The organism is Clostridium sp. (assembly GCF_036642255.1).
GTDB lineage: Bacteria > Bacillota > Clostridia > Clostridiales > Clostridiaceae > Clostridium_J.
Genome location: NZ_JAVWDJ010000001.1, coordinates 137667 through 155222, shown reverse-complemented (window position 1 = coordinate 155222; position 17556 = coordinate 137667). Strand labels below are relative to the sequence as shown.

The following is a 17556-nucleotide window of genomic DNA, read 5'->3' as shown; positions in this document are numbered from 1 at the left end:
CCCTTCTCTCTGATTTTTTTATGTGAACTTATTTTAATTCCTTAATAATACCTTTTCTATAGGCAATTAGAAGTTTTTGGAGGTCACCAATTTGGTCTATTAATTCTTTACCAATATCAGTGTCTCGTACCTTCATCCTGTTAGCGCTACTCTCCAGTATAAATGTAGTTGAAAGAATATCTTTCCCTTTTTTTATGGCTTGTTGAGTAGATTCAAAGGGTTCATGTTGAACTAATTGCAACCCATAAGAGTTAAATATTAGAGTATATCCAGCGATGCCAGTTTCAGGTTGATATGCTTTTGAAAAACCACCATCTATAACTAACAATTTACCATTAGCTTTTATTGGACTTTCTCCCTTAATGGTTTTCACAGGCATATGGCCATTAATGATATGAGAAGTTTTAGGATCAAGATCAAACTCTTTTAAAATCATATCACAAATTTCTTCGTTATCTCTAAGTTCAAAGTATGGATTTTTCATTTCTTTGTGAGTTTCCTTGTCATTAATAAAATATCTTTCAAAGGTAGCCATTTTGTCTTTACCAAATAAAGGCGAATCCTCACCACACCAGAGATACCATAAATAATCTAGACCATATTCTTTTTCCTCATGGTTTCCTTTGTTAAAGTATGCTTCTCTAGCCAATCTTTCAACTTTATCAATGTATTCCTTGCCACTATAAGATTTGCCCATAACATTAATTTTTTTAAAGGCTCCTTTTTCATCTAAGGAGATGCAGGCATGATATAGTAAGTTAGAATTATATTTATAATATAAACTCCCTTTTGAGAACAAACATCTCACGTGTTTTTGAAGTCGTTCACTATTTAAAAAGGAGGATTTTAATCTTGTTATTAATTCTCTTTCTTCATCAGTTAGCTTATAAGGATCTTTTGGATCCACAGTTGGGAAATTTGTATCATTTAGTTCGTAGATTTTATCACCGATAGTCACTGTACCTGCCTCAAAATTAATCTTATCTAAAAGTTGTCTATTATTTAATCCGAAATCAGGACGACGGGTTATTATTTCGCTCTCAAGTTTAAATTGAATTATTGAAATAGCCTTATGCATTTGAGCCATAAGTTTCAAGTCTTTTTCTTTGTATACATCATCTGGGCCAGTTTTAGGTTTAAAGGAATTGCAAGGGTCATCCTGATAAATTTCCATAGCGAAGGTAGCTAAAGGCAATAAATTAATTCCATAACCATCTTCTAGGGTATCAAGATTTGCATATCTTGTACAAATCCTTATTACGTTAGCAATGGAGCTTTCATTACCAGCTGCAGCACCCATCCAAAGTATATCGTGGTTTCCCCACTGAATATCTACAGCATGATATTTCATGATAGTATCCATAATTATATGTGCTCCTGGGCCCCTATCATAAATGTCTCCTATAATATGAAGTCTATCTATTGTAAGCCTTTGGATTACATTACAGATGGCGATGATAAATTCGTTTGCTCTACCAATCACCACAATAGTATTGATAATTCCATTAAAATAATCATGTTTATTAGGTCTTACTTGAGATTCATGCAATAATTCTTCTATAATATAAGCAAAATCTGGAGGTAATGCTTTTCTTACTTTAGATCTGGTATATTTTGAAGAAACATTTCTACATATTTGAATAAGTTGGTGTAAAGTTATTCTATACCAATCATGGATATCTTCTTCCTTTGCAAGGGCAAGCTCTAGCTTCTGCTCTGGATAGTAAATTAATGTACATAAATCTTTTTTTTCTGATTCTCTTAAGGTGTTTCCAAATATGTCATTTACTTTTCTTTTAATAACTCCTGAAGCATTCTTAAGTACATGGTTAAAAGCTTCATACTCACCATGAATATCTGTTAGAAAATGCTCTGTTCCCTTAGGTAAGTTTAAAATTGCCTCTAAATTAATTATTTCAGTGGCAGCATCGGAAATTGTTGGAAACTTATGAGAAAGTAAATTAAGATATCTCAAATCACTTTCAATCATATCAACATTAATCCCATTAATTCTATTCATTTCAATCCCCTTTTCTAATTGATATATATGAATATTAATATATGTGATACACAATATATTAATTAATGTACATTGATATTATATAACAGAATATGCAATTTTGCTAACAAAAATGTAGTGAGCAAATGTGTTATTGACAAATATTAGAAACAAATATATCATGAACTTAATTTTATTGGAAAACCTAATATTAATATAACTATTTTAAGGAGGAAATATTATGAATGAAATGCTAAATTTTAAGACATGGGCACTGCTTGGTGCAACTCCAGATGAAAGTAGATTTGGATATAAGATTTTAAAAAGATTAGCTGAAAAGGGTTATGTGGTTCATGGAATTAATCCTAAATATAATGAGATTGAAGGAATGAACATATATAGGTCTGTACAAGAGTTGCCATCAAAAGTAGAAGCTATAAATATTATTGTGAATCCCAAGGTTGCAATGAATTCTCTAGAGGAAATTAAGAAGGCGGGAATTAAAAATCTTTGGTTTCAACCAGGTTCTTTTGATGAAGAAGTAATTAATAAAGCTAAAGAAATGGGATTTAATGTAGAATATGATCAATGTTTATATGTAGAGCTTGGAAAATTATAGTTCCCAATATAAACTTTATATATGACAATTACAAAAAAATAAAAAAGCACACTAGTCATAAGTAAGTTTCCATAGATAAAAAGTATTTTCATGCAGAAGAGAAACAATTTCATTTAAATGTATAGAAATACTTATTATAACATATTTATATTATAGAAATGTATTAAGTTAGAAAGCTATTATCAGAAAATATCTTATTTTATAGTAAGCAAATAGAATAGGTAAGATTATAGAATTCTCTGAAAGTAGTTGTAGAAAAAACTAACTTAAATCATTAAATATATAAATTAGGAGGAAACATCAATGAAAGGTGGCTTAAAAGCTTTATTAGCTATTATAGTGGTATTAGTAATAATAGCACTTCCCATTGTAGGAACCTATAATAGTTTAGTAAATCTTGAACTAAAGGTAAATAGTGCACAAGCTGACATTGATACTGATTTGCAAAGAAGATCGGATTTAATCCCAAACTTTGTGGAAACAGTTAAAGGCTATGCATCTCATGAAAATGAAATTTTTACTCAAGTTGCTGAATCAAGAGCAAAACTTGCTGGAGCTCAGAATGTTACAGAACAAGCAGAGGCAGATGCTAGTTTATCCAGTGCTCTTTCAAGATTACTAGTGGTGGTTGAAAATTATCCAGAATTAAAGGCAAATCAAAATTTTAGAGATTTAACTGTAGAACTAGAAGGTACAGAAAATAGAATTGCAGTAAAAAGACAAGATTACAATACTGCAGTAACACAATATAATTCAAAGAGGAGAAGATTTCCAAGTAATATAGTTGCATCTTTGTTTGGCTTTGAAGAAAAACCTCTTTATAAAGCAGCTGAAGGTGCTAAAGAAGTTCCCAAAGTAGACTTTGGTGTATAAGGTTACTATGAAAAGTAATAAATTTCTTAAAGTAATAATAACTTCTCTTCTAATATTTATAGTATCTATTATACCTATTAGTACAAAAGCCGCAGAAGGATATCCTTCGCCTACTCCTTATAAATATGTAAATGACTATGTAGGTGTTTTAAGTAAAAGTGAAATAGAGAATATAGTTTCTATTGGAAAAGAGCTAGAAGACAGCACGGGAGCGCAAGCTACAGTGGTAGTTATTGATACAACTAATAATGTACCAATAGAGCAATATGCTCTGAATCTTTTTAGAACCTGGGGTATAGGTGAAAAGGATAAGGACAATGGATTATTAATACTTCTTGCTATCAATGATAGGAAATGGAGAGTTGAGGTAGGAAGAGGACTTGAAGGTGCAGTACCAGATGTGCTTTCTAGTAGAATAATGAATGAGGTGGCTAAGCCAAGTTTCGCAGCGGGAAAATATGGCGAAGGACTCCTTTCTTCTTATAGTGTAATTAGTGATTATATAGCAAAAGAATATGGAGTTACTTTAACTAAATCCATGAAGATAACCTTACCTAATGGACATTATGGTGGAAATACCTCAAAGAGAAGAAATTCTAATCCCCTGCCTATAGGAATATTCATAGGGATATTTTTATTAGATGTAATATTTAATAGAGCGAGACTTACCTCATTTTTGTTTAAAATGTTGTTTTGGAGCAGCATTTTTGGTGGAAGAGGAAGAGGTGGTCGCGGAGGCTTTGGTGGAGGTTCAGGAGGTAGTTCAGGTGGAGGTTTCGGAGGTTTTGGTGGCGGCTCCTCTGGTGGTGGAGGGTCTTCAGGAAATTGGTAGCAGTTATAAAGGTTTAGTAATTACATTGAGACTAGTTCTCTAAGCTTTTATATTACTGTTGTTTTCTTAAGAAAATCCTACCTCATAAAGATAAAAATATCTTCAATAAGATACAATAGCAATAAATAGTAAAGCCTATATCTTTTGGTTTTAAAGATATAGGTTTTTTATTTTTTAAGAAATATAGCTTTTTACTTGAGAATGTGACTGAAAGACCTTAGAATCATTGACTTCAGGTGCTAGTATTAAAAATACCATAAACATCTAACATTAAATTTTAAGAAAAGCTTAAAACTATAAATTAATTTCTTATTAAATGTACTACTAATATTAAGCTTTAAAAACCATAGAAGTATTATATATAAAAATCACTTTAAGAAAGCTAATATTATCTTTCTACAAAAATCTAATATTATCATAACCGAGTTCTTTAAAAAAACCTTGAAGAAATTTTATAGTATCTTCATCTACCTTTTTTAGAAATCCTTCTTTAATGAGTTCTTCCTCTGTTTTCTCTTTTTCTGATATTATTTCTTTCAACATGTCCCCAATATTTAATTTATTGAAGGCTGATGATTTTTCATCAAAAATAAAAATTTCTTCCTCATTAACAGTGTGATTAAGAATTGTAGATGGAGGAAGTGAAATTAATAATTCCTTGTTTTCTGCAGATATTAGGGCTTTGCTTAAATCAACTCCAGCAGTGATGTAGCCATTATACTTTATAACACAGGACTTCTCGGTGAAAGGAATAATAAAATCTTTATATTTCAAGTTGTCTTTTATAGAAATTACATTAGAATAATTATATTTTATTGTGGCAAGTTCAGAGATAGTTACCAACTTTTCAGCAACAAGTTCGCATTTCTTTTCTAAATTATCTTTCAATGTAAATGAACTACAAAATAGTGCAATAGCCAATGCTATAAGTAGTATAAGCATTAACTTGATTTTTTTATATATCTTTAATATGGACAATTACACAAAACCTCCCCAAAAAGCTCTCTAATAATATGTATGTTGAAAGTTAAAAATTAATTTATTAATAATCAAAATTTATTTATTGCAAGTATGTTTCGATACTCGAAATATAATGATATAATGAATTTGTATTAATCATGATGGAGGGATATTAGTGGGAGAAACAAAAGAGATGAGTCAGAAAGAAGTGAGAAAAAAGATTTATTCAATGATACTTCCTATAACTTTAGAAAGTGTACTACAGATGACTGCAGGCTTTATAGCATCAGCCTTTATTGGAAGATTAGATGCAATTGCCATGTCTGCGCTAGGAATAAGTAGTAGACTTACTAATATTATTTGGGCTCTTTTTAAGGGGATAGCTACTGGAGGATCAGTATTCGTAGCACAATCTTACGGTGCTCAAGACCATAAGAAGATAAAGCATGTAACCATGCAAACTTTATTATCTTGTTTAATGTTAGTGTTGGTTTTAGCCACAGTTTTATTTTTCAATGGAGATTTCTTTTTAGCAGTTCTTTATAAGAATTCTAGTGAAATATTAAGGGCAACGGCTTATGAATATATTAAAATAGTTGTATTTGGATTACCTTTTCAAGTTATCATGTTGGTGGTAGCAGCAGTGCTGCAAGGTATGGGTAATGCTAAAACCCCAATGAAAATTGCTTTTATTATGAATGGGACTAATATAATGGTGAGTCCAATTTTTATTTTCGGACTTTTAGGATTACCAGCGTTGGGGCTTAGAGGAGCAGCTATGGGGCTTGTTGTTGCTCAATTTGTAGGCGCTATGGTGGGGTTATATGTATTGTTTAATAAAGACGGTGTATTAGCTGGGTCTAGGACTAGAGAGAGTTTTGCAATAGATAAACATCAGATTAAAGAGGTTTATAGAGTTGGGATACCTTCAGCCTTAGAATCTATATTTTGGCAGGTGTCATCTATAATTTTAACTGTCTTAATTTTAAGATATGGGGATGTAGCAATGGCATCATATCAACAAGGACTGCAGGCAGAATCCATTTCTTTTATGCCAGCAGTAGGATTTGCAGTGGCAGCTACAGCCTTTACAGGTCAAACAATAGGTGCTAATAATAGAAAACTTGGAAAACGATATATGCGAGAGATTTTAATAGGATCAACCATTTTAACTACTTTTTCATCCATAATATTATTATTTTTACCTCACTTTGTAATGGGACTTCTTACAGATAAACAACCAATAATTGAATTAGGTTCTAAATACTTAATATTAATGGGATTAGTTCAAATACCTCAAAACATAGCTTCATGCTTAAATGGTGCATTAAGGGGAGCAGGTTTTACAAAGGTTCCTATGTATTCAGCAGGAATTGGTATTTGGTTAGTAAGAATTCCACTAGCTTTATATTTTACTTATGTATTAAACTTAAGTGTAATTGCAATATGGTCAGCTATGTGTGTGGATTTAGTTGTAAGGTTTATGATAAGTATATTGTTCTATAAATCTAAAAACATATATAAAGAAGATGAGTGTAAAGTGCCAGCATAAAATTATATAAAAAAAGTCAACTCTCACTGTGATATGCTCCCTTTATGGTAGACAGTAAAAAATAAAACTGTGTCCATGAAGGGAGTATATTTTTATGGGTAGAAAGAAAGCAAATTATTTAAGAAGTTCATTTTGGTGGAGGAGTTTAAAAAGTATATATCACATAAAGAATGTTTTAGTAGAGAGTACTAATCTAAAGTTTATATAAGTCCAGAAAAGGGTATGTAGGTTTAGTTATCCAAATGTAGTTAAAATAATTTCTTGAAACAGTTTTTACATAAAACACTGGTCCCTTTATTGGCGGTGATGCAGTTTTCTTTACTTACAGTTTTACCACATACTTCACAGCTTGGACAGGATTCTTTTGAAGAGGATTTTCCATAAGAGCTGTTAGAAGGTTTTCCAAGATTTTTTTTGTTAGAGGGAGGATTATAGGAAATGGGACTGCAAGGTGAGTCAAGCTTAGTAACTGAATAACTTATCCCGTAAGTACTTTCTCCAAAGAGCTCTAACTCAAATCTAGGATTTTCTTCATCATAAAATTCTTCGATAATTATTCTTCTAATTTGGGCATCATTTACTATAAGACCGCTTTTTTCAATTCCATCAAAGATACTTTTAGTTATATTATTGGTATCAGGATGACGTTTTGAACTTTTATAAAAAACTTTAAGAATTGCAATAAGAGATTCGCTTAAAACTAATCCTGGGTTCTGTAGTCTACACTCATAGGCTATTTCTTCTTCATAAAGTGCATATCTATCATGATATTTTCCTGAATTATAAGGAAGAATAGCTCTGCCATTTAAGTTAAATAACTTAAAGTTAGACTTTGAAATTGGAGAACCCTTTACAATAACCTTAGCATAATTGGTATATTTCATAATAACTCCTTGCTTAAATCAAAATAGAACTTACAAAATTTTCGCTATTTATTTTATTTTTTTAATTAAATTAATTATACCACAGGGAACTAATGTTTGCAAAAATAACTAACTTTTCCAATAAATAAACAAATTCATTATTTAAAGCACATTTGATAATATTATTTGATACATATTGAAAGTTAAAGTATAATAAAAACTGTTTATAGGAATTAATATAAAACGTATTTAAAATAACTAGAATGCTTTTGAAGCATGAGTTTCAGTAAAGATTATCTTTTGGCTGGGCTATGAATTGGTATGAAATTTAAATATCAATGTATAACCTATATTAGTGGCTATAAGTCTAAAAAGTTAACAAATAAAGTTTTCTAAATTAAGAATTAGAGTAGGTGAATACAAATGGAGAAACAATTTAAAATACTTGCAATAGAATCTAGTTGTGATGAAACAGCTGCAGCAGTAGTAGTGAATGGAAGAGATGTGTTGTCAAATGTAATATCCTCACAAATAGATATACATAAAAAATTTGGTGGGGTAGTGCCAGAAGTAGCTTCAAGAAAACATATTGAAGCTGTAAGTGCAGTGGTTCAGGAAGCTCTAGATACAGCTAAAATTACTTTTCAGGATATTGACGCTGTGGCGGTAACTTATGGTCCAGGACTTGTGGGAGCATTATTAGTGGGTTTACAATATGCTAAGGCTTTAGCATATTCTTTAAATATTCCGTTAATTGGAGTTAATCATATAGAGGGCCATATAAGTGCTAATTTCATACAATATAAAGAGTTAGAACCACCTTTTGTTACCTTGGTAGTATCAGGAGGACATACTTTCATCGTTTATATGAAGGATTATGGTGATTTTGAAGTAATGGGGCAAACAAGAGATGATGCCGCAGGAGAAGCTTATGATAAGGTGGCAAGAGCCATAGGACTTGGGTATCCCGGTGGACCTAAAATTGATAAACTTTCAAAAGAAGGTAATGAAAATGCAATTAGATTTCCAAGGGCAAATTTTCATGAAGTGAGTTTAGACTTTTCTTTCAGTGGAATTAAATCAGCAGTATTAAATCATCTAAATAAACTAGAGATGAAGGGTGAAGATTATAATAGAGCTGATCTGGCAGCGTCATTTCAAAAATCTGTGGTAGATGTTTTAGTGGATAATTCTATGGAAGCTTGCAAAATAAAGAAAGTTGACAAAATAGCCATAGCTGGTGGCGTGGCTGCAAACTCTTATCTAAGAAATGCAATGATGAAAAGAGGGAAAAGAGAAAACATAAAGGTGCTATTCCCTGAACTAGTGCTTTGTACTGATAATGCAGCTATGATTGGTAGTGCAGCATATTTTGAATACTTAAAAGGAAGAGTATCAGATTTAACTCTTAATGCTAGTCCTAATTTAAAGTTAGGGCAAAGATAAGAATTTCAAATAAGAGTATAAATAAGAGTATAAATAAAAGTACTATGATATTTCTCGTCCACAAGAGAACTTGTACGTAAGAAAGCTTGTGAACAAGAAGACTTGTGAACAAGAATACTTGTGCATACAAAGTAATAACTTATAAGAACAAGCGTGTTATTATAAGTTTGTTGAAGGACTATGATGAAATATGAAAAGTGTACAATGTAACAATTTTAAACAAACTTAAAAAGATATTAAAGGGAGTTATCTTAAAGATAGCTCCCTTTTGAATAGTTATTTAGCATAAACTTTTGTAGTATTTTGCACATTAGCATAACTGATAGTAAAAATATTGGGATAAAGCCACTAACTAAATAAATTTAATTCAATAAATATCTAGTTAGACCTTTATAGAGTTTTAATAATACTTAAATTATTAAGAATATTTTAAAAAAAAAGTCGAAACTGTTGTTTTAAAATTCTGAATATGATAAATTTTTATTGTGGGGATTTTTACAATGGAAAAGGGGGCTATATTTTGAGAAATATAGATATTGAAAATGGAATGGTAATAAAATTAGATGAGGAATTACCAAGGATGCCCGAATTTGCTGATGGAATAAGAAGGGCTCCAGATAGAGGATTTACCTTAACTAAACCACAAGCAGAACTTGCTCTTAAAAACGCATTACGTTATATTCCTGAGAAATACCATGAAGAACTTGCTCCAGAATTTATGGAAGAACTAATTACTAGAGGAAGAATTTATGGATATAGATTTAGACCAGAAGGTAGAATCTATGGAAAATCAATTGATCAATATGAAGGTAAATGCTTAGAAGGAAAAGCATTTCAAGTAATGATAGATAACAATTTAGATTTTGAGGTAGCATTATATCCTTATGAACTTGTTACCTACGGAGAAACTGGACAAGTATGCCAAAACTGGATGCAATATAGGCTAATAATGAAATATCTTCAGCAAATCACAGAGGAGCAAACTTTAGTATTAGAAAGTGGACACCCTCTAGGCTTATTTAGAAGCTCTAAAACTGCACCAAGGGTAATTAATACTAATGGACTTATGATTGGGATGTTTGATAATCCAAAGGATTTCCATCTTGCTACTCAATTAGGTGTTGCCAATTATGGACAAATGACTGCTGGAGGTTGGATGTATATCGGGCCACAAGGAATTGTACATGGAACATTTAATACCTTGCTAAATGCAGGAAGGTTAAAACTTGGAGTAGCGGATGATGGTGATTTAAGAGGTAAGATATTTGTAACTTCTGGTCTTGGTGGTATGAGTGGTGCTCAGCCTAAGGCTATTGAAATAGCTAATGGGGTAGGGATTGTTGCTGAAGTTGATTATTCTAGAATAGAAACTAGATTAAATCAAGGATGGGTTTCCATGGCATCAGATAATTTGGAAGAAGTAGTTACAGTAGCTTTAGAAAAAGCAAAAAAAGAAGAATCAATATCAATAGCTTATCATGGAAATATAGTTGATTTGCTTCAATATATTGTAGACAATAATATTAAAATAGACTTATTATCTGATCAAACTTCTTGCCATGCGCCTTATGATGGTGGATATGCACCAATGGGGATTTCTTTTGAAGAGAGAACTAGACTTCTTAAAGAAGATAGAAATACTTTTGAAAAATTAGTAGATAAAACCTTACTTAAACATTTTGAACTTATTAAGGTTTTAGATTCTAGGGGTGTATATTTCTTTGATTATGGTAATTCCTTTATGAAAGCAGTGTATGATGCTGGCGGAAAAGAAATATCTAAAAATGGTGTAGATGAAAAAGATGGCTTCATATATCCTTCTTATGTGGAAGATATTATGGGACCTATGCTATTTGATTATGGGTATGGACCTTTTAGATGGGTTTGCTTAAGTGGAGACCATGAGGATTTGGTGAAAACCGATAAAGCAGCTATGGAATGTATTGATCCGAATAGAAGAGGCCAAGATAGAGACAATTATATGTGGATAAGAGATGCTGAGAAAAATAAACTTGTAGTTGGAACAGAAGCTAGAATATTATATCAAGATGCTCAGGGCCGTATAGATATTGCGCTTAAGTTCAATGATATGGTAAGAAAAGGGGAAGTTGGTCCAATAATGCTTGGTCGTGATCACCATGATGTAAGTGGTACAGATTCACCATTTAGAGAAACTTCAAATATTAAAGATGGAAGTAATATGATGGCCGAAATGGCAGTACAGTGCTTTGCAGGTAATGCTGCTAGGGGCATGAGCTTGATTGCACTTCACAATGGTGGAGGGGTTGGAACCTCTAAATCGATAAATGGTGGTTTTGGTCTTGTGCTTGATGGCAGTGAAAGAGTAGATTTCATTATAGAAACCTCTATGGCATGGGATGTTATGGGTGGGGTAGCTAGAAGAGCTTGGGCGAGAAATCCTCATTCCATCGAAACTATCATAGAATATAATGAAAAACATAAAAACACAGACCATATAACTCTTCCATACATCACAGATGAAAAGTTCATAAGCACTATTGTGGAAAATAAATTAAAAAAATAAATAATAAATTTTTATAAGAGGAGCTTCTTAAAATTAAGTTTTAAGTGGCTTTTCTTTTGGCATTAATATAAGTATATTTTGATATATGCAATCATATTCTACTAATGGATTTAAAACATTAAGGAAAGTGAGTTTATTTGTCAAAGAATAACGTGTTTATATGTTAACTAAAGCATTAAAAACTCGTATTAAATATTGAAGAGAGCAATTAATAGGAGTATAATAATGGACGGTATTAAATTTGGGGAAGTAGTGGGAATGAAGGTGAATTTCTGTGTTAGTTAGACCTATTGGAATGTTCCGGTTTTTAAGAAAATTTACTTTGATGATAATTTGCATAACAATGATATTTTTAATAACTGCTTGCACTAATAAGGGCGAAAAAATAGTGGATAAGACTAAAGATGAGCCTAAGGAAACTCAGAAGAGTTATGTTAATGCAGTGTTTGAAAGGAATAATAATATATATTTTTATGATGAGAAAATGGGATCACTTTATCCTATAGGGGATACCACAAAGTTTAAAGAATTAACTATGTTGAGTCCAGATAAAAAAAGGGTTGCGTTTAAATACTTTTATGAAGAGGAATTAGATCAAACTGAAATATTTATATATAATTTAGAGAGTAAGGAATATAACAAAATAGCTGTAGATGATGAACTGGAAAATATAATTAGTTTAACTTGGATTAATAATGAAAGGTTGCTTGTATCTGCTGCTATAAATCCTTCTGTTTTAAAATATGGAATATATGATATAAATTCCAATAAACAAGTTAATTCTATTAAGGGATTATTGATGGAAGTGTTTGAAGATGGAAATATTTTATTATATAGTAAAACATCAAGAAGTGATGAAAAAGAAAATAGCACCTTATATTTAGGAGATAAATTAATTTATCAATTAGATAATAGTATAGAAGAAATTCATTTTGCTACCATATCATCAGATAAAAGAAATATAGCATTTAGCACTTTTTCTTATGATGCAGATAAGGGAGAAGTAGTGGAATTTCTTTATAATGGAAAGTTTGATTTTGCCACATCAACTATATCCGATATTAGTAAGATCACCATTCCATCTAATATTTCAGGTGCTATTTTTTATGATAAAAGTAATGATTTATTTATTAAGGGTGAGGAAAGTAACTATAGAGTGGAGGGTTCTTTTTTTACCTTAATAGACACTGCTCAGGAAGTTGAGTCAATACCTACAGAAGAGCAACTTATTAAATTTAAACAAGTATTAAAAAAGACTTTTGTAGATGAGTTTATTGAAGATTACCTTCAATTGGATGAATTGGAAATATATAATATTCAATGGTTTTAACTAAGTATAGGAGTTTATAATTTCTATACTATTTTTATGTAAAAAGTGACAAAGCAGTAAATATAATTTTGTTGACAATGGATATATCCTTCAATATAATTATCCATGGACTAATAATTAATTAACGCTTTTTAATACACACATTTATTTAATGTGTGTATATTTATGAAAAATGAAAGGGGTAGGGGAATGGATAAGAAGATGTTAACACCGTCTGAAATTACAAATTATGTTGAAGAAGTAGGTATAAAAAAGGCAAATAATAAAATAGCGCAAACTTTACTTCTGGCTACTTTAGCTGGTATGTTTATAGCTATGGGAGCATATGGAGCATCAATGGCGTCTCATAGTATAACTAATATAGGGCTACAAAAAACTGTTGCTGGAATAGTGTTCCCAGTAGGATTACTATTTGTTTTAATTTGTGGTGCGGAACTTTTCACTGGTAATGCCTTGTTAAGTATCGCATGGGCAGAAAAGAAGATTACATTTGGTCAAATGTTTAAAAATTGGACACTAGTTTTTGTAGGAAATTTTATAGGATCAATAATCATTGCTTCGTTAATATTTTACGCAGGATTATTATCTACAGGAACCTTAGGTGGATATGCTATTAAGGTAGCGGCTACTAAGGCAAGCATCTCTTTTGGACAGGCATTAGCAAGTGGAATACTTTGTAATATAATAGTATGTTTCTGTGTATGGGGAACTTATGCAGCTAAAGATGTTACAGGGAAAGTACTAATGGGATTTATTCCAATATTTGTTTTTGTTATTTCAGGTTATGAGCACGTGGTTGCAAATATGTATTATTTTACAATTGGGTTGTTTGCAAAGACAAATGCTGCATTTATAGAAGCATCTCATGTTACACCAGAAAAGCTGTCTCACTTAACTATTGGTGGTATATTTAATAATTTAATACCAGTAACTATTGGAAATATAATAGGTGGAGCAGTATTTGTAGGATTAGCTTATTGGGCTATCTATAAATATATACCATCTAAAAATGTAATTGAAGCTCGTAAAGAAAAAATGTCAGCTTAGTAAAGATATAATTTAAGATTTTTAGCTAAGGAAAATAAAACTCACTATGTAAGTTTTATTTTCCTTAGCTTTTATTTATGGAAAAAATAAAGGTTTGTATATAGGGACATATTGATTTCCATAAGAATTTAGTATAGTGGAATATATATTTTCGCTATGAGATGTTTTTACCCATGTTTTTATTTTTAAACTTTTACCTGTTTATTAAAAATATAGATTAATTAAAGATAATATGAAATGCAGTATAAAAATCGTGAATATATAGTTGGAAACACAATAATATTAAAGACTTCTTCCTAAATAAAAGGCCTTTATATTTATATCCAGAAGTTCCTTTGGAAAAATATCATTTAATGCCTGAAGCCAATTTTCTTCAGAAAATGTAAGGGAATTAGACAGGGCTCCTAACAATATTGTGTTTTCCACATTTTTATTACCTAAATTTTTAGCCATATCTTTTGCAAAAACAGAGAGTACTGTTAGGTTTTTATTTTTTAGCAATTCATCTATATTTTCTGGGTACTGTTCCTTTTCAATAAGAACCCTATTTGGATAAGTAATACTTTGGTTTAAAATCACCAAGCCATTTTCTTTAAGGTTGTTGCTCCATCGTAAACCTTCAAGTTTTTCAAGAGCAATTAACATATCTACCTCATTTTCGGGAATCAAAGCAGAATGAACCACTTCACCAAATCGAACAGAACCAAATACCATACCGCCTCGTTGGGAAAGACCAATCACATCACTGGTCTTAATATCAAAGCCTTCAAGAAAGGCAACTTGGGAAAGTATATTGGTAGTAACCACTAATCCCTGACCACCTACACCACATATTAATATATTAGTGCACTTCATAAATTAAACCTCCTCTTCTTTTGTGTTGCTGCATTTTATAGCACCTACAGGACAAACCTGGGAGCACACAGAGCAACCTACACACATATCATTATCAATATAAGAATTCTTTTTAGTTTTTCCTTCATATAGTTTCATAGAGATTGGAGGACAATTAGTCTTTATACAACTTCTACAACTAATACATATACTTTCATCAACGTAATAATGAGGGGTTTTTATCTTGAAGTTTAGTGCACAAGGTCTTGTAGTAATAATTATAGATAATCCATTTCTTTTCATTGCACTATTGATTGCTTCTTTTGTTTCTTTATATTTAAATTGATCTACCACTGTGATATCTTTAATTCCTATAGATTTTAATATATCAGCAATGTTTACGGAATAAAGATTTTCTTCTTTGAAATAGTCTCCCGTGGTTGGGGTTATTTGCCCTCCAGTCATAGCTGTAGTTCTATTATCCATTACAATTACAGTAATATTTTTATCTGTTCTAGCTAGTTGTAAAAATCCAGTGATACCAGAGTGAAAGAAGGTACCATCCCCTATGGTCGCAACTAAAGGTCTGTTCTTATTAATTTTACTTTCTGCTTCTGCAAGTCCTAATACCATGCCAAGAGAAGCGCCCATACTAATATTTGTTTTATGAACTTCAAAAGGTTCTAAAATACCTAGAGAGTAGCAACCAATGTCACCGATAACCGTGGCTTTGTTCATTTTAAGTATATGAAAAATTGGTCTATGGGGACATCCAGCACAAAGCATTGGAGTTCTTGGAGGAAGTGATGTAGTTTGTTCTTCTGATTTTGTTTGTAATTCACCTTGAATTACATTGCCCTTAATGAGTCCCTGTTTAATAACTTCTATGGTGAGCTCTCCAGTAAAAGAAAATAGCTCTTTACCAAGAACATGCAACCCTTCAATCTTTAATTCATTTTCTATGAATGGCAACATTTCTTCTAGTACTATGACTTTTTTATACTTATAATATAGTTCTTTTATTAAATCCATAGGAAGTGGAAAAATCATTCCTAGCTTTAATATGTCTACTTTTACATCCAACTCTTTAAGGTTTTCATAGCACATACCACTGGTGATTATTAGAGTGTCACTATTATTTTTCTCAAGATTGTTTACGTAATAAGTGCTATTATAAATTTTTAAATTTTCTATTCTTTCCTTCATAAATTGTTGGGCTACATTAGCATGGGGAGGTAACATACAATATCTACTTTGATCTTCTTCAAATCCTAAATAAGACGGTAGTACTGCCCTTTCATTTAACTCTACAATTCCTCTACAGTGGCATAATCTGCTAGTAAGTCTTATAAGAACAGGTGTATTAAAAGTCTCACTGATTTTTATGCTTTCAATAACAAAGTCTTTAGCCTCCTGTGGATTACAAGGATCAAAAATCGGTATGTTAGCAAATTTCCCAAAGAATCTACTATCCTGTTCATTTTGTGAACTAGTAAGGCCGGGATCATCGCCAACAATTAGTAATAAAGCACCCTTTGTTTTTACTTGAGTAAAGGTCATAAAAGGATCGGCTGCAATGTTTAAACCCACATGTTTCATGGACACCATAGAAGTAGCCCCAGCAATACTTCCACCTATTACGATTTCCATAGCCACCTTTTCATTAGTGCCCCACTGGCTAAATATTTCATTGTAGTCTTTTAGGCTGTCTAAAATTTGTACTGTAGGAGACCCAGGATAACTTGAAGCAATAATTCCTCCACCTTCAAAAAATCCTCTTGCTACGGCTTCATTTCCTGTTAAAATTTTTTTATTACTCAAAAGATTCCTCCAAATTGTCGTGATTTACAATAATTTATATGTTGAAAATCGCAGTTTTATTATAAACTTTAAATAACTTTAAAGTTAATAACTTAAAATGTAGTTATTTGCTATTATAATATAATAAGATATGCCTAGTGAAAGTTTGATTTTGTGAAGAATGATTATAGCTTAATCATAAAAATATGATATAATATTATATTGATATTTAAGGGAAATAAAATATTATTTAAAAATTGAATTATTTATAAGTAAGATTTTATCATGGGGGATAACGATGTGAGAAGTTTAGAGGATGTTATTATAAATCTGCCTTCTAATTCTTCAACTTTAGTTGAACATAAAGTTAAACTAAATAATGTTACGTTAATGATTATAAAGGATGAGTTTAATTTTTTAAAGGAACAAGCTACAAATCCTCATGTTGCTATAAAGGGAGCTTTTATTAAAGATGATAAGATTCTGGCTCAATATATAATTATAAACATTAGGGAAAAAGGGTTTAGTGGGTATTATAAATTTTGTTTTGATTATAATGACGAGAAATGTCTGAGATTAATATTGAACTTAATAAAACAAAAGTATATTTATGTCATACTGTGCCACAATAATAATAACTTAGTAAAAGAAATTACATTAGAAAATGGTATGAAAGCCTTCTTCAAAGAATATATTGAAAGGTGTTTAAATACTAAATGCAAGTGGAATAAAAAACAATATAACAAATTATTCAAAAGGCTTAATGAGAAGTTCTTCGATGATGAACTATTATGGAAAGAACTAGGCAATGAAGTTATTAGGAACTAATAATTATAATGATTTTATATAATTATGT

The 17556-nt window shown here is 31.0% G+C and carries 14 protein-coding genes; 9 read left to right on the top strand and 5 right to left on the bottom strand.

What is annotated here, in order from left to right; all coding sequences use genetic code 11:
* Positions 1 to 28: 28 nt before the first annotated feature.
* Positions 29 to 2020, bottom strand: a complete 1992-nt coding sequence (locus tag RR409_RS00640; protein ID WP_332555777.1) for a fructose-1,6-bisphosphatase — start codon at positions 2018 to 2020, stop codon at positions 29 to 31.
* A gap of 220 nt (positions 2021 to 2240) precedes the next feature.
* On the opposite strand from RR409_RS00640, the gene RR409_RS00635 reads away from it, so the two are divergent.
* From RR409_RS00635 to RR409_RS00625, 3 genes are all read left to right on the top strand, one after another.
* Positions 2241 to 2618 carry a CoA-binding protein gene (locus RR409_RS00635; RefSeq protein ID WP_332555776.1) on the top strand — a complete coding sequence of 126 codons (378 nt, stop codon included), beginning with the start codon at positions 2241 to 2243 and terminating at the stop codon, positions 2616 to 2618.
* 303 nt (positions 2619 to 2921) lie between these two features.
* Positions 2922 to 3491: a LemA family protein gene (locus RR409_RS00630; protein ID WP_332555775.1), complete on the top strand. Its 570-nt coding sequence runs from the start codon at positions 2922 to 2924 to the stop codon at positions 3489 to 3491.
* Positions 3492 to 3498: 7 nt separating this feature from the next.
* The gene (locus RR409_RS00625; RefSeq protein WP_332555774.1) at positions 3499 to 4323 is read left to right on the top strand and encodes a TPM domain-containing protein; all 825 of its coding nucleotides are present in this window, start codon (positions 3499 to 3501) and stop codon (positions 4321 to 4323) included.
* 396 nt (positions 4324 to 4719) lie between these two features.
* Here the strand turns inward: RR409_RS00625 and RR409_RS00620 are convergent, their stop codons facing one another.
* Positions 4720 to 5301 (bottom strand): DUF4230 domain-containing protein, encoded by a 582-nt coding sequence (locus RR409_RS00620; RefSeq protein WP_332555773.1) that lies wholly within the window; start codon positions 5299 to 5301, stop codon positions 4720 to 4722.
* A 157-nt stretch (positions 5302 to 5458) separates the two neighbouring features.
* Here RR409_RS00620 and RR409_RS00615 point away from each other — a divergent pair, with 157 nt between their 5' ends.
* Positions 5459 to 6835, top strand: a complete 1377-nt coding sequence (locus tag RR409_RS00615; protein WP_332555772.1) for an MATE family efflux transporter — start codon at positions 5459 to 5461, stop codon at positions 6833 to 6835.
* A 248-nt stretch (positions 6836 to 7083) separates the two neighbouring features.
* Here RR409_RS00615 and RR409_RS00610 read toward each other — a convergent pair whose 3' ends face one another.
* Complete coding sequence (locus tag RR409_RS00610; RefSeq protein ID WP_332555771.1) at positions 7084 to 7719, bottom strand: RusA family crossover junction endodeoxyribonuclease; 636 nt, start codon at positions 7717 to 7719, stop codon at positions 7084 to 7086.
* Positions 7720 to 8121: 402 nt separating this feature from the next.
* On the opposite strand from RR409_RS00610, the gene tsaD reads away from it, so the two are divergent.
* The 4 genes from tsaD to RR409_RS00590 all read left to right on the top strand — a co-directional run bounded on the left by tsaD (position 8122) and on the right by RR409_RS00590 (position 14066).
* Positions 8122 to 9144, top strand: coding sequence for a tRNA (adenosine(37)-N6)-threonylcarbamoyltransferase complex transferase subunit TsaD (gene tsaD / locus RR409_RS00605; RefSeq protein WP_332555770.1), 1023 nt, complete (start codon positions 8122 to 8124; stop codon positions 9142 to 9144).
* 517 nt (positions 9145 to 9661) lie between these two features.
* Positions 9662 to 11689, top strand: a complete 2028-nt coding sequence (locus RR409_RS00600) for a urocanate hydratase (protein ID WP_332555827.1) — start codon at positions 9662 to 9664, stop codon at positions 11687 to 11689.
* Between the two features lie 274 nt (positions 11690 to 11963).
* Positions 11964 to 13019: a hypothetical protein gene (locus RR409_RS00595; protein WP_332555769.1), complete on the top strand. Its 1056-nt coding sequence runs from the start codon at positions 11964 to 11966 to the stop codon at positions 13017 to 13019.
* 189 nt (positions 13020 to 13208) lie between these two features.
* Positions 13209 to 14066, top strand: a complete 858-nt coding sequence (locus RR409_RS00590; RefSeq protein WP_332555768.1) for a formate/nitrite transporter family protein — start codon at positions 13209 to 13211, stop codon at positions 14064 to 14066.
* Positions 14067 to 14348: 282 nt separating this feature from the next.
* Here RR409_RS00590 and RR409_RS00585 read toward each other — a convergent pair whose 3' ends face one another.
* On the bottom strand, positions 14349 to 14921 hold the full coding sequence (locus RR409_RS00585) for an indolepyruvate oxidoreductase subunit beta (RefSeq protein WP_332555767.1): 573 nt from the start codon (positions 14919 to 14921) through the stop codon (positions 14349 to 14351).
* Positions 14922 to 14924: 3 nt separating this feature from the next.
* Complete coding sequence (locus RR409_RS00580; protein WP_332555766.1) at positions 14925 to 16721, bottom strand: thiamine pyrophosphate-dependent enzyme; 1797 nt, start codon at positions 16719 to 16721, stop codon at positions 14925 to 14927.
* Positions 16722 to 17000: 279 nt separating this feature from the next.
* Between RR409_RS00580 and RR409_RS00575 the strand changes: the two genes are divergently transcribed.
* Entirely contained in the window at positions 17001 to 17528 is a 528-nt protein-coding gene (locus RR409_RS00575; protein ID WP_332555765.1) for a hypothetical protein, read from the top strand.
* The last annotated feature ends 28 nt before the right edge of the window (positions 17529 to 17556 follow it).

Coding starts and splice junctions, on each gene's coding strand:
- tsaD (WP_332555770.1), top strand. CDS start 8,122: ATGGAGAAACAATTTAAAATACTTGCAATAGAATCTAGTTGTGATGAA.
- RR409_RS00640 (WP_332555777.1), bottom strand. CDS start 2,020: ATGAATAGAATTAATGGGATTAATGTTGATATGATTGAAAGTGATTTG.
- RR409_RS00585 (WP_332555767.1), bottom strand. CDS start 14,921: ATGAAGTGCACTAATATATTAATATGTGGTGTAGGTGGTCAGGGATTA.
- RR409_RS00635 (WP_332555776.1), top strand. CDS start 2,241: ATGAATGAAATGCTAAATTTTAAGACATGGGCACTGCTTGGTGCAACT.
- RR409_RS00625 (WP_332555774.1), top strand. CDS start 3,499: ATGAAAAGTAATAAATTTCTTAAAGTAATAATAACTTCTCTTCTAATA.
- RR409_RS00590 (WP_332555768.1), top strand. CDS start 13,209: ATGGATAAGAAGATGTTAACACCGTCTGAAATTACAAATTATGTTGAA.
- RR409_RS00630 (WP_332555775.1), top strand. CDS start 2,922: ATGAAAGGTGGCTTAAAAGCTTTATTAGCTATTATAGTGGTATTAGTA.
- RR409_RS00610 (WP_332555771.1), bottom strand. CDS start 7,719: ATGAAATATACCAATTATGCTAAGGTTATTGTAAAGGGTTCTCCAATT.